Source organism: Streptomyces sp. NPDC058371 (assembly GCF_042723265.1).
Classification (GTDB): domain Bacteria; phylum Actinomycetota; class Actinomycetes; order Streptomycetales; family Streptomycetaceae; genus Streptomyces.
Window position 1 is genome coordinate 910605 of record NZ_JBHXJC010000001.1, and the last position, 12037, is coordinate 922641.

The 12037-nt window shown below is 71.4% G+C and carries 14 protein-coding genes; 7 read left to right on the forward strand and 7 right to left on the reverse strand.

The window, feature by feature from the left end; all coding sequences use genetic code 11:
* Nucleotides 1-97 precede the first annotated feature (97 nt).
* Complete coding sequence (locus ACFWM2_RS03955; RefSeq protein WP_383272697.1) at nucleotides 98-958, forward strand: alpha/beta fold hydrolase; 861 nt, start codon at nucleotides 98-100, stop codon at nucleotides 956-958.
* Between the two features lie 15 nt (nucleotides 959-973).
* On the opposite strand, the gene ACFWM2_RS03960 is transcribed toward ACFWM2_RS03955, so the two are convergent.
* Nucleotides 974-1933 carry an SDR family NAD(P)-dependent oxidoreductase gene (locus tag ACFWM2_RS03960; RefSeq protein ID WP_383272699.1) on the reverse strand — a complete coding sequence of 320 codons (960 nt, stop codon included), beginning with the start codon at nucleotides 1931-1933 and terminating at the stop codon, nucleotides 974-976.
* A 607-nt stretch (nucleotides 1934-2540) separates the two neighbouring features.
* On the opposite strand from ACFWM2_RS03960, the gene ACFWM2_RS03965 reads away from it, so the two are divergent.
* Nucleotides 2541-3548 (forward strand): hypothetical protein, encoded by a 1008-nt coding sequence (locus tag ACFWM2_RS03965; RefSeq protein WP_383274124.1) that lies wholly within the window; start codon nucleotides 2541-2543, stop codon nucleotides 3546-3548.
* Nucleotides 3549-3605: 57 nt separating this feature from the next.
* Here ACFWM2_RS03965 and ACFWM2_RS03970 read toward each other — a convergent pair whose 3' ends face one another.
* From ACFWM2_RS03970 to ACFWM2_RS03980, 3 genes are all read right to left on the reverse strand, one after another.
* Complete coding sequence (locus tag ACFWM2_RS03970; RefSeq protein ID WP_383274127.1) at nucleotides 3606-5222, reverse strand: serine hydrolase; 1617 nt, start codon at nucleotides 5220-5222, stop codon at nucleotides 3606-3608.
* 292 nt (nucleotides 5223-5514) lie between these two features.
* Nucleotides 5515-6180, reverse strand: coding sequence for an HAD family hydrolase (locus ACFWM2_RS03975; protein ID WP_383272701.1), 666 nt, complete (start codon nucleotides 6178-6180; stop codon nucleotides 5515-5517).
* A gap of 41 nt (nucleotides 6181-6221) precedes the next feature.
* Complete coding sequence (locus ACFWM2_RS03980) at nucleotides 6222-7259, reverse strand: PHP domain-containing protein (RefSeq protein WP_383272703.1); 1038 nt, start codon at nucleotides 7257-7259, stop codon at nucleotides 6222-6224.
* Between the two features lie 219 nt (nucleotides 7260-7478).
* Here ACFWM2_RS03980 and ACFWM2_RS03985 point away from each other — a divergent pair, with 219 nt between their 5' ends.
* The gene (locus tag ACFWM2_RS03985; protein ID WP_383272705.1) at nucleotides 7479-7715 is read left to right on the forward strand and encodes a hypothetical protein; all 237 of its coding nucleotides are present in this window, start codon (nucleotides 7479-7481) and stop codon (nucleotides 7713-7715) included.
* A gap of 93 nt (nucleotides 7716-7808) precedes the next feature.
* Here ACFWM2_RS03985 and ACFWM2_RS03990 read toward each other — a convergent pair whose 3' ends face one another.
* The 3 genes from ACFWM2_RS03990 to ACFWM2_RS04000 all read right to left on the reverse strand — a co-directional run bounded on the left by ACFWM2_RS03990 (nucleotide 7809) and on the right by ACFWM2_RS04000 (nucleotide 10024).
* Complete coding sequence (locus ACFWM2_RS03990; RefSeq protein WP_383272707.1) at nucleotides 7809-7949, reverse strand: hypothetical protein; 141 nt, start codon at nucleotides 7947-7949, stop codon at nucleotides 7809-7811.
* 158 nt (nucleotides 7950-8107) lie between these two features.
* Nucleotides 8108-9346, reverse strand: coding sequence for a lectin (locus ACFWM2_RS03995; RefSeq protein ID WP_383272709.1), 1239 nt, complete (start codon nucleotides 9344-9346; stop codon nucleotides 8108-8110).
* Nucleotides 9347-9484: 138 nt separating this feature from the next.
* Nucleotides 9485-10024, reverse strand: coding sequence for a VanZ family protein (locus tag ACFWM2_RS04000; protein ID WP_383272711.1), 540 nt, complete (start codon nucleotides 10022-10024; stop codon nucleotides 9485-9487).
* 315 nt (nucleotides 10025-10339) lie between these two features.
* Here ACFWM2_RS04000 and ACFWM2_RS04005 point away from each other — a divergent pair, with 315 nt between their 5' ends.
* Genes ACFWM2_RS04005 through mbhE form a run of 4 tightly spaced genes read left to right on the forward strand, consistent with a single transcriptional unit; the run spans nucleotide 10340 to nucleotide 12027 of the window.
* A complete protein-coding gene (locus tag ACFWM2_RS04005) occupies nucleotides 10340-10522 on the forward strand; it encodes a hypothetical protein (RefSeq protein WP_383272713.1) in 183 nt (60 codons plus the stop codon).
* Nucleotides 10519-10971 carry an MrpF/PhaF family protein gene (locus ACFWM2_RS04010; RefSeq protein ID WP_383274130.1) on the forward strand — a complete coding sequence of 151 codons (453 nt, stop codon included), beginning with the start codon at nucleotides 10519-10521 and terminating at the stop codon, nucleotides 10969-10971. The genes ACFWM2_RS04005 and ACFWM2_RS04010 overlap by 4 nt, the downstream gene beginning before the upstream one ends.
* A complete protein-coding gene (locus tag ACFWM2_RS04015) occupies nucleotides 10964-11290 on the forward strand; it encodes a Na(+)/H(+) antiporter subunit B (protein ID WP_383272715.1) in 327 nt (108 codons plus the stop codon). The genes ACFWM2_RS04010 and ACFWM2_RS04015 overlap by 8 nt, the downstream gene beginning before the upstream one ends.
* On the forward strand, nucleotides 11287-12027 hold the full coding sequence (gene mbhE, locus ACFWM2_RS04020; RefSeq protein ID WP_383272717.1) for a hydrogen gas-evolving membrane-bound hydrogenase subunit E: 741 nt from the start codon (nucleotides 11287-11289) through the stop codon (nucleotides 12025-12027). Before ACFWM2_RS04015 ends, mbhE begins: the two co-directional genes overlap by 4 nt.
* The last annotated feature ends 10 nt before the right edge of the window (nucleotides 12028-12037 follow it).

A 12037-nucleotide genomic window follows, 5' to 3' on the forward strand; every position in this document is an offset into this window, starting at 1 on the left:
GGTATCGATCATGACCTGTCGGGTAATCGACGCGCCCCGAGCCTCCCGGAACCATGAAAGGCGTAACCCTCGCCCAACGGATTCCGGGAGGTTTCCCATGCCGTACTTCGAGAGCCCCCTCGATGGCGCCCGGCTGCACTACGTCGACTACGGACCGGCCGACGGGCCGGTGATCGTCTTCGTGAACAGCTCCTACCTCGGAACGGAGATGTGGGAGTACCAGATGCTGCCGCTGGCCGGAGAGGGCCATCGGTGCGTCGGCTTCGACCGGCGCGGGCACGGGCGGTCCGACGACGTGTGGGGCGGCTTCGACCTCGACAGCCTCGCCGACGACCTCAACAGCCTGCTCGAGCACCTCGACCTGCGCGAGGTCGTCCTGGTGGGGCACTCGATCGGGACCGCCGAGATCGTGCGCTGCCTGAGCCGTCACGGCCTGGGCAGGGTGACGCGGGCCGCGCTGATCGCCGGCATGGTGCCGGGGGCGGTGCGGTCGGCGGATCATCCCGGGGGCGTGGACCCTGAGTTGATCCGGAGGGGGAACGAGACGTTCCGCCGGGACCGGTCGGCGTTCTTCGAGGACGGCGCGCGGGCGTTCTTCCAGCTCGACCTGCCCGGCAACGAGCTCTCACCCGGGTACGTGCGGGCCATGATCGACCGCTGCCACGGCGCGACGGCGCGCGCCGGGGCCGCGCTCGGCGACCTCGGCCTCATTCTGAACGTCGCCCCCGAACTGGCCGGGCTGGACCTGCCGGTGCTCGTCGTGCACGGGACGCACGACACGTCGGCGCCCCTGGAGCTGACCGGCCGCCGGGCGGCGGAACTGCTGCCCGACAGCACGCTCGAGGTCTACGAGAACGGGGGCCACGGCCTGTTCGCCACACACGCCCGGCAACTCACCGATGATCTCCGGGAGTTCGCGCGGGAGAACCGGGCGGTGGGGAGTGCGCGGCGCCGGTAGGCCGACGCGGGCGGATCACGCGAACGCGTTCACCCCGGTCAGCTCCGCCGACAGGTCCCACAGCCGCGCCGCCTGCTCGGGGTCGATCGCGTAGTCCCGTACGCCTGTACGGGGGCCGTCCGTCGGCGCCGGTTCGGCGATGTCGCAGTCCTCGCAGTAGACCCCACCCAGCTCGGCGAGTTGCGGCGAGGTAGCGGCCCACACCTGTGTGGCCGCGCCTTGTTCGGGCGACTTGAAGGCCTCCGGGTGGAGCACGGTGCCGTTCTCGTCGATCCAGCCGCGGTCGACCATCTCCTGCCGTTCCAGATGACGCTGGAGCGGGGTGAGGATGCCGCCGGGATGCAGCGAGAACGCCCGTACGCCGGACTCCCGGGCGAGACGGTCGAGGTGCACGGCGAACAGCACGTTCGCCGTCTTGGCCTGGCCGTACGCCTCCCACTTGTCGTAGCCGTGCCGCCAGTGCACGTCGTCCCAGCGGATCCCCGAGTTGTGGTGGCCCCCGGAGGAGACGGCCACCACGCGGGCCCCGCCGGGTTCGATCGCCGGCCACAGCCGGTTGACGAGCGCGTAGTGACCGAGGTGGTTGGTCGCGAACTGCGCCTCCCAGCCGGGGCCGACGCGGGTCTCCGGGCAGGCCATGATCCCGGCGTTGTTGATGACGATGTCGAGGGTGCGGTCCGAGGCGAGGAACCGTTCGGCGAAGGCCCGCACGCTGTCGAGGTCGCCGAGGTCGAGCTCGTCCACCTCGACCCCGTCGATGTCCGCCAGCGCCTCCTCGGCGACGGCGACGCGCCGCGCGGGGACGACGACGTGGGCGCCCGCCTTCGTGAGGGAGCGCGTCGTCTCCAGGCCGAGGCCCGAGTAGCCGCCCGTGACGAGCGCGAGCTTTCCGGTGAGGTCGATGCCGTGCAGGACGTCGTCGGCGGTGCTCCTGGCACCGAAACCCGAGCCGATCTTGTGCTGTGCAGTGGTCATGCGTCGCACGCTACGAATTGGAGCGCACTCCAAGTCAAGTGGACGCGGTTGCTCCGCGAGGCGCTTGCGCACGGCCGGTCCGGGGCCGCGGGCGAAAAAAGAGGAGCCCCGACCGGACGGGGGAATCACGGTCGGGGCGGTCTCTGTGTGGGTGCGCATGGCGGTCGCCTCTCGGCGAAAGGCTCCACAGGGCTTCAGCCGAACGATCGTCCCTGTGGGCTATAGGTGAGGCCCGGGGACACTGTCCCATCCGCACCCACGGATTGTTCAACGGGTGACTACCGGCGGGTGTTCCCCGGGGTCGGCGGCAGCGCGGGTGAACTGCGTCACGGCCGGGAACGGTGAGGGCGTTCTTATAGGCTGCTCGCTCTGTCTCTGCCATCCGCATCCGCACTGATCTGGGGAGTTCCCTGTGTCCGCAGCGATCGCCGCGTCCGAATCGGCCGTGCCGCCCGTCGACGGGACGTCCGTCACCGAGACCACCGGCGAGGAGAACTTCTGGGTCCCGGAGACCCGGTCCGGCGATGAGGCCGTCGTGGGCGCCGTGGAGGTTGCGGATGCCGTCGGCACCGGCACCGGCACCGACACCGACCCCGACACCGGCGTCGTGGAGACCGCGGGTGTCGTGGACGAGCTGGTGAGCCGCGACGCGCGCGAGTTCGGTACGTACGCGCGGACCGGCGGCTGGGCGTTCGCGCTGAAGGTCGCCCGCAGTGTGCGGCCCGGCGGGCAGTCGGCGGGGGAGACGCCGAAGATCTCCGCCAAGGACTTCGCCGAGCTGGCCGGCTGCTCGGCCGAGCGGGTCATGCGCTACTACAAGGCGTGGGACAAGGCGGCCGACGACGGTCTCGTCCCGCACTTCGAGGTGCTCGTCCCGGGCCAGGACATCGAACTGCCCGACTCCGACGCGTGGCTGTCGTACTACACCGCGCGCTCCAGCGCCGCCTCGGAGCGCGGCACCGCCATCGCCGCGGCGGCCGAGGCCGAGGGCATCCGCCCGACCAAGGCGCTGGAGGTCGCCGAGAACCCCACCGCGCTGCGGGCCGCCATCCTCGCCGACCCGTCCACCGCCCAGGCCGCGCGGGCCGCGCTCCTGGACCGGCTGAGGGAGGACCCCGCGCTGCAGACCGAGCTCGCCCGCGACATCGTGCGCACCGAGGACCTGAAGAAGGCGGTCGCCACCGAGACGCAGGCGGCGGGGCGGATCGGATATGTGCGGCAGATCGTCGAGAACGGCCAGGTCAAGACGCCGGCCGGACAGACGATCGACGCCCCCGCGGCGCTCCGCGCGGAGGCCGAGCGCCACCTCTCCCTGCTCGACGAACTGGACGACGACGAAGAGGCCGGCCAGTGGGTCACCGATGCGTACGACACGGTGAAGGGTCTCGTGGCCGAGACCGTCGAGGCCGACCCTGAGCTGCGCGTCCAGGAGCGGCGCACCAAGTTCTACAGCAGCCTGCAGAAGGCGACGAAGGTCTTCGAGGAACTGACCTTCGAGGACGCCGACGACATGGACGACATCTACGAGGACGACATGCTGCAACGCCTCGAGGAACTCCAGGCGGCGCTGAGCACCTGCATCACGAACCTCCGCAAGGCCGCCCCGCAGTCCTGAGCACGCCGGTCCCACCGGGCGGACGAACGGGCGGACGGACGGGCTGCGGAACGGGGTTCAGGGGCGGGTGAACGTGCCCAGGCCGTTCTCGTCGAACGCTTCGACGGTCACCTTCTGCGCCGTCGCGTCGCCCGCCCCCTGGGAACCCGGGCCGACCTTGAACGTGACCCCGGACGGCCCGGTCGCGTTCTCGCCGGTCGTCTCGAAACTGAAGGTGTCACCGTCGAAGTGGGTCAGCCGGAACGTCGTCGGCTTCGGCCCCAGCTTCATCGTGAGTTCGCCGCCCGCGGCCGTGACCGTCAGCGGACCGTAGAAGTCGTTGTCGTACGTGCCCGTGTACGCGTCGTCGGACCGGGCGGCGGCCGCGTTCTGCGGAGGCTTGGCGTAGTCCGTGGGGGAGCGGTTCTCCTGCTCCTGCTGCTGGTACACCTTGTCGACCAGGGTGAGCCAGTCGGTGGTGGGCCTGCCGTGCTGGGCCGTGTCGAAGAAGTCGAGCGCGACCGAGTCGGCGAGCCCCACCGGCGCCCCGTTGGTGAGGACGGCGATGCCCAGTTCCTCACCGGGGAGCATCGTCACATTGGTGTTGGCGCCGAGTTCGAAGGCCCCGGAGTGGCTGAGGCGCAGCCGGCCCTGGTCGTCGTAGCCGACGTTCCAGCCGAGGCCGTAGAAGCCGGTGCGGCCGGCCGGGGCCGCAGGAGGCTGGGCGACGATCTCGGGGAGGTGGGTCCGCTCCAGCGGGTCCGCGGGGATGATCTGTTTGCCGTCCAGCTTTCCGTTCGCGAGTTGCAGCCGGAGCCAGGTGCCCATGTCGCGAGCAGTGGAGCTGGCGCCGCCGGCCGGCGACTGGGCGTCGGCGTCCCGGACGTACCTGGCCGACCAGGTGCCGTTCGCGTCCTTCACATGGGTGGCCGCCTTGTCGCCGGCCTGGTCGTAGTCGCTGAAGCGCGAGCTGGTGGAGTTCATGCCGGCCGGGCCGTAGAGAGTGTCCTCGGCGAGCTTCTCCCAGGTCGTGTTCGTCGCGTTCGCGACCGCCTGACCCGCGGCGGTGACACCGAAGTTGGTGTACGCGTAACTGGCCCGGAACGCGGTCAGCGGCTCGTACCGCAGATGGTCCAGGACGTACGCGCGGTCGTAGCCGAGGTCTTCGAGGAGGTCTCCGGCGTGGTCGGGCAGGCCGCTGCGGTGCGCGAAGAGGTCGGCGACCGTGACGTGGTCGGTGACCCACGGGTCCTTGAGCGCGAAGCCGGGCAGATGCGTGCCCACCGGGTCGTCCCAGTCGATGGCCTTGCCCACGGCGCCCGCGACGACGGTCGATGCCAGCGGCTTGGACAGCGAGGCCAGTTCGAAGACGGTGTCCGGCCCGACGGGTCCGGAGTGGCCGGCCTGCCGCTCGCCGAAGCCCTTCAGATACACGACACGGTCCTTGTGGACGACGGCCACCGCGACGCCCGGCACACCGGTCCTGCGCATGCCGTCCTGAACGATGCGGTCGAGCCGGCCGACGGCGTCGTCCACCTGCGGCTGCGTGAGCTGCGGTGGCGGCTGGGGCGGCGGGGCGGCCGCCACGGCGGAGCCGGTGGTGCAACCCGCGGTGAGCAGGGAGGCCACGGCGGCTGCCGTCAGCGCCGTCCTTCTGCGGGGTCTCGTCTGCCGCCGAACACCCATGGTCACCATTGAACGCGCGGTGGCGTTCTTTGTCCTGCCGGAGCGGGTGTCGTGGGCGTGCACGGGCACGCGCGGCTTCGGGGCGGGGCCGACGGACGCGCGCACCGGCGCCGGTCACCTGCCCCGCGGGAAGGGCCGGGCTCGGTTTCCGGGACGGGCCGGCGGAGTCGCACCGAACCGGCGATCCGGCACCCTCACGGCGGCGGCAGCCGACCGAGGCCGGCTTCGGCTTCCGGGACGGGTCGGCGGAGTCGCACCGAACCGGCGATCCGGCACCTTCACGGTGGCGGCAGCCGACCGCTCACTCCCCGGGGGCCAACGGGCTGTCCGTCAGTTCGGCGAGCAGCTGGGCCACGTCCCGGTAGATCGCGACGGCCCCGGCCTCCTCCAGATCCGCGCGCGGAATGCCGCCGGACAGCACACCCACCGACCGCACTCCCGCCTTGGTGCCCGCCCGCATGTCCCACACGGTGTCGCCGACGAAGACGGCCCGCTCGGCCGGGACGCCGGCCAGCTCCAGCGCGTGCTCGACCGGCTCCGGCGCCGGCTTGCCGCGCTCCACGTCGTCCGCGCTCGCCGTCGCCCTGATGGCGTCGTCGGCGTCGATCGCACGGCGCAGGGCGCCCAGTTCGGCCCCGCCTGCCGAAGTGGCGAGCACGACGGCCCAGCCGTCGTCGGCCAGCCGCCGCAGCAGTCGGCCGGCGTCCTGGAGAGCGGGCAGCCGCTCGAAGTACGTGGCGTACAGCGTCTTGTGCGCCTGGCTCAGCGCGTCGGCCTCATCCTGGTCGCGCCCCTCGCCCAGCAGATGGGCGATGAGGTCCTCCGACCCGAGCCCGATCGCCCGGTGGACGGCATGCATGGGCACCTCGTGACCGGCCTGCCGGAACGCCTCCCACCAGGTCGTCACGTGAAGGTGATTGGTGTCGACGAGTGTGCCGTCTACGTCGAACAGTGCCGCCCGTTCCATGAATCGCCCTCTTCCTCTCGAACTGGCTGTCGGGTACCACGTCAGGGCCGTGCCACGCGCGACGGCGTCTCCCGGTTCCGGGTCCAGGCCAGCAGCTCGTCCGCGGTCCAGGTGGTGATCACCCGCTCCGCGGGCACCCCGCACTCCTCGGCCCGCGCGCAGCCGTGGATCTGCCAGTCCAGCTGCCCCGGCGCGTGCGCGTCGGTGTCGACGGAGAACAGCACACCCGCGTCGACCGCGCGGCGCAGCAGCCGGCGCGGCGGGTCGAGCCGCTCGGGACGGCTGTTGATCTCCACCGCCGTACCGGACTCCGCACACGCGGCGAACACCTCGTCCGCGTCGAACTCGGACTCCGGCCGGCCGCGCCCGGTGACCAGCCGTCCCGTGCAGTGCCCCAGGACGTCGGCGAGCGGATTGCGTACGGCGGCGACCATGCGGCGCGTCATCGACCTCGCCTCCATGCGCAGCTTGGAGTGCACGGAGACCACCACGACGTCGAGCCGGTCCAGCAGTTCCGGCTCCTGGTCGAGCGAGCCGTCGTCGAGGATGTCGCACTCGATGCCGGTGAGCAGCCGGAACGGGGCCCACTTCCGGTTGAGTTCGGCGATCACCTCCAACTGCTCGCGCAGCCGGTCCGGGGAGAGTCCGCGCGCCACCGTGAGCCGGGGCGAGTGGTCGGTGAGGACCGCCCACTCGTGCCCGAGGCGCGCCGCGGCCCGGCCCATCTCCTCGATCGGGCTGCCCCCGTCCGACCAGTCCGAGTGCAGATGACAGTCGCCGCGCAGCAGCGCGCGCAGCTCCTCGCCGCCCTCCGCGAGCGGGGCCTCGGCCTCCCCCTCCAGCTTCTGCAGATAGCTGGGGAGCTGACCGGCCAGCGCCTCGCGCACCACCTGCGCGGTCTTCGGACCGACGCCCTTCAGCGACTCCAGGGTCCCGGCCGTCGCGCGCTCCTCGATCTCGCCCTCGGGCAGCCGGGACAGTACGTCGGCCGCGGTGCGGAAGGCACGGACGCGGTACGTGGGGGACTGAGCCCGCTCCAGCAGGAACGCGATCCGGTCCAGGGCCTCGACGGGGTCCATCGCCACCTCCTGCTCTCCAGCCTTGCCCAGCCGCCGCTCGCCCGCACGGCGGATGCGACGCAATGAGGCAGGTCCGCCGATCGCACGGGGCGCGTCCCCGCCTCACCCACCTGGGCGAACACGGGTCCGGACCGTACGGGCCCACAAGGAGGCCGCTGCCGACGGCTGCCGCTGTTCCACTCCTCCACTGACCCGGGAGAACCGCTTTACGCTCGGGACATGACCGAAATCGCGAGCCCCCACATCTCCACCCCGCGCATCTTGGTGCTTGGGGTGCAGCCGGGCTCGCCGCCCTTTCGCATCGTCGAGATCGACGGCGAGGTGGTCGGCGAGGCGAAGGCCATGACCGATGTCCTGATGGCCGCGGCCGCCTACGGCATCACGGTCCACGACCTCGACGACCCGGACGTCGTCCGCTGGGTGGGCGGCGACAAGCTCACCTGGACGCCGCGCTAGAGAGCGCCGGGGCACACGGGGAGCGCGCGGACCTGCGGCTTTCGCGCCGTCGTGAGCTGCCGCGGCAGGAGTGATCCCGCACCCCGGGAAAGATCACCCGTTGCCGGGAACCGGGCATGTGCCGGTGCCGGCCAGGGCACGGTCGATCTTGCCGGGAACGTTCGGCTGCAACGGCGTCGCCAACGCCCGCGAGTCCTCGTACACCTGGGCCGTGCGCTGCTCAGCCGCAGCCATCGGCCGACCGGCGCCGTCCGCCCGCGGTGGGGGCCGCGGGCGGACGGTCACGACGTACGCGAGGCGCAGTCGGTTCGGCGTGCGCGGGCCGTGGAAACCGGAAGGGCCCGGCCGGGGAAACCCCTGCCGGACCCTCCGCTGCCCGCCCGGGCGGTCTGTCAGGCCACCGACCACTTCTGGTTGGCTGCGCCTGTGCACGTCCAAATCTGGAGCCGTGTGCTGTTGGCCGACGAGCCGCCCGTGACATCGAGGCACTTGTTGGCCTGGATGTTCACGATGTCGTTGGCCGAACTCACTGCCCACTTCTGGTTCGGGCCGCCCGTGCAGTCCCACAACTGGACGGTCGTACCGTCCGCCGTCCCGTTGCCGGTGACGTCGAGGCACTTGCCCAGCGCGCGGATCGTGCCGTCCGAGGAGACCGTCCACTTCTGGGCGGTGCTGCCGTTGCAGTCGTAGATCTGAACCGGGGTGCCGTTGGCCGAGCTCGCGCCGGCCACGTCCACGCACTTGCCGCCGAGCCCGGAGATCTGGCTGCCGCTGCCGGAGCTGTCGCTCGTCGACACCGACACCGAGTCCACGACGAGCTGCTGCGGGAAGCTGGTGGAGCCGTCGGGGTCACCGGGCCAGTAGCCGCCGACCGCGAGGTTCAGGATCAGGAAGAACGGCTTGTTGAACACCCAGCTGTTGCCGCCGACATCGGCGGGCGTACGCGTCTGGTAGACCGTGCCGTCCACCGACCACTTGATCGAGTTGGGCGCCCAGTCCACCGCGAAGGTGTGGAAGGCGTCCGCGAAGGCCTGGCCGTTCGGCAGGGTGTACCCGGCGCCGATACCGGCGGAGCCCGAGTACCCGGGGCCGTGGATCGTGCCGTGGATGGTCGACGGCTCGTAGCCGACGTTCTCCATGACGTCGATCTCACCCGAGTTCGGCCAGCCGACCGAACCGATGTCGCTGCCCAGCATCCAGAACGCGGGCCACATGCCCTGCCCGCGCGGGATCTTCATCCGGGCCTCGACGTGTCCGTACGTCGAGGTGAACTTGCCCGAGGTGTTCAGCCGGGCCGACGTGTACTGGCAAGTGCCGTACCAGCACTGGTAGTTGGAGGGGTTCTCCTTTCGTGCCGTGATCACCAGGTGACCCTGGCCGTCCAGAGCGGCGTTCTTGTTGCCGGACGTGTAGTACTGCCGCTCGTGGTTGCTGACGTTGTCGCCGGTCTCGATCTGCCACTTCGAGGAGTCGACGGCCGAGCCGGCGGCTCCGTCGAAGTTGTCGGAGAACGTCACCGCCGCTGCTGCCGCCGCCGCGGGTCGCGCCTGGGGGCCGATGGCGGCAGACCCTATGAGCGCGGCCGACAGAGCGGCGAAAAGACATCTTCGGAGGAGGCGTGGGGAGCCCATGACTCTCATTTCCGTACGACGCACCTGAGAGAAGGGTGCGCCGACTGTGGTGGGGGGTGCATGCTTCGCTTCTTGATTTAAGAAGTGAGGTAAGGGGGTGTCAAGACTCTGGTCCGGACCACTGTTCGAGACTTGCCGTCAGCTGCGGCGAAGGCGCCGCGGGTGAACCGCCCGGCCCAGTCGACGCCCGAGAAGCAGGTAACCTACCAGCGCTCCGGCCGTGTTGAGGATGACGTCGTCGACGTCGAAGGCACGCCCCGTGATGAAGGCTCCCTGGACCAATTCGACCAGCAGCATGACCCCGGCGGTCAGGAGGACCACGCGCAGAACCCCCCGGGTCTGCGGAGCCAGCATGGGCAGCAGCACCCCGAAGGGCACACCGAGCAACAGGTTTCCGCCGATCTGCTTGACGGCGTCGCGCAGCGCCGGCTGGGAGAGATAGGCGTGCAGCGAACGTCCCGGATGCAGATTGTTGTGTGTCAGGGCCTCCGACGCCGGTGACGGCTCCAGGGTCAGCCGGGCCAGCGCGGCCGCGAACGCCACCATGGCCGCGAAGGCCAGCAGCATGACCAGGATCCGGGCCGGCCAGGGCAGCCCCCGGCGCTCGTGCGACCGCGCCGGCTTCCGCGCCGCCGCCGATGACCGCCGACCGGATTTCGTGCTGCGGGTGGTACGCATGCGGAGCGCGGTACGGACCATTCCATCCTCCCGGTTTCAACTGCCGTGTGGAACAAGGCAGTTACCCGCGATGCGGGCTCGATACCCGGCCGCGAAGCGACCGGATGTGTGGTGCGGCAGTGGGTTCGCCGGGCCCGTGTCCGACACGGGCCGCGGTGTGTCCCTTCGGCTTGTGCCCGGTTTTCCCTCGCCCTACCAGGGCACTCCGGACCACGTCGGTGCGCGCCGCCGCCATGGCGAGGCGCGACGATGCTTGGATGGCCCAACGGTTTCTTTTCCGGGCAAAGGTGCGGGCGCGGCCCAGGGAGGTGGCGGATGGACCGGCGTACGACGCTTCGTGCGGGACTCGAGGTCCTGGTGTGGTGGGCCGTACTCGGCGCGCTGTGGCTGGTGTTCATCACCACCGTCGACACGCTGGAGCTGGTGGTCGGGGCCTCCGTCGCCTTCCTCGGGGCGGTCGCGGCATGGGGCGCGCGACGGGCGGTGAGCGGACGGTGAACGGCTGGACCAGCACGGCGACGGCCGCACTCGCCGCGGGGGTCGGCGCCGCCGTGTGGGGTGTCGCCACCGGGCCGCTGGCACGCCGCGTCGTGGCACAGAACCTCTCCACCTCGCTGGCCTGTCCCGTCCTGCTGCTGCTCGCCCAGGGGTACCAGCGGCCGTCGTACGTCGATGTCGCCCTGGTCCTCGCCCTGCTGGGCCCCGTCGGCACCCTCGTCTTCGCCCGGCTGCTCGCCGACGACCTGACCGGGGACCCGCCGTGGGCCTCGGTGCTCACCTACGCGGTGGCCGGATTCGGCGCCGCGGTCGTGCTCGCCGCATGCGTGGCCACCGGGCCCGGCCGGGCCATGGCCAAACTCCTGGTGACCGGAGCCCTGCTGATCGGCGGCAACCTCGTCGCCTCCCGGGCGCTGTCCGGCGGACGCGAGAGAGGCCGCCATGGATGACCCGCTCGTCGTCGTCGCCCTGCTGCTCGTCGCCGCCTCCGCGACCGCGGCCGTCGCCGTGCGCGACCCGGAACGCCAGGCACTCGTGCTGTCCGTCCTCGGGACGACGCTCGCCGTGCTGTTCACCGTGCTCCAGGCGCCGGACGTCGCCCTGTCCCAACTGGCGGTCGGCTCCGCCCTGACACCCCTGCTGCTGCTCCTGTCGGTGCGCAAGGTCAGACGCCGTCCGCGTGCCGGCGACGACGGGCCGGCGCAGGAATCGTCGCGGCACGGCCGCCGGCCGAAGGAAGGCCCGTCCGGCAAGGAGAAGAAGGCGTGAGCCGCCGTATGCGGCTGTGGCTCGTCGCGGTGGGCGGTGCCGGCCTCGCGGCGCTCCTGGTCGCCGCCAGTCTGCGGCTGCCCGGGTTCGGCGGCGCCCACCACCCCTACGGCGAACGGGCCGTGCACGAGTCGCTGGCCCGGCGCACCGCCAACACCATCTCGTCCGTCAACTTCGACCAGCGCGCCTTCGACACCCTCGGCGAGATGACCATCCTGTTCGCCTCCGTCCTCGGCACCGTCGTCCTGCTGCGCCGGACCCGCGACGAACGGCGCGACCGGCCCGCACCCGAGGACGTCGCCGTGCCCGTCCGCCGCTACGCCCTGGTCGTCCTGCCGGTGGCCGTCCTGACCGGCCTGTACGTCATCGCCCACGGACAACTCAGCCCCGGCGGCGGCTTCCAGGGCGGAGTCGTCGCCGCCACCGCCCTGCACCTGCTCTACCTCGGGGCCGACTACCGCGCCCTGGAGCGCATCCGGCCGGTCGGGCTCTACGAGGTGGGCGACGCCCTCGCCTCCTGCGCGTACCTCGTCCTGGGCCTCGCGGGCCTGCTCGGCGGTACCGCATTCCTCGCCAACACCCTGCTGCCGTACGGCACGTTCAACACGCTGTCGTCCGGCGGCATCGTCCCCCTGCTGAACGCGGCCATCGGCATGGAGGTCACCTGCGCGGTCGTCGTCCTGCTGGCCGGCTTCCTGGACCAGGCCGTGGAGATCGAGGGGGAGAACGGGAAGTGAGCCGACCGTG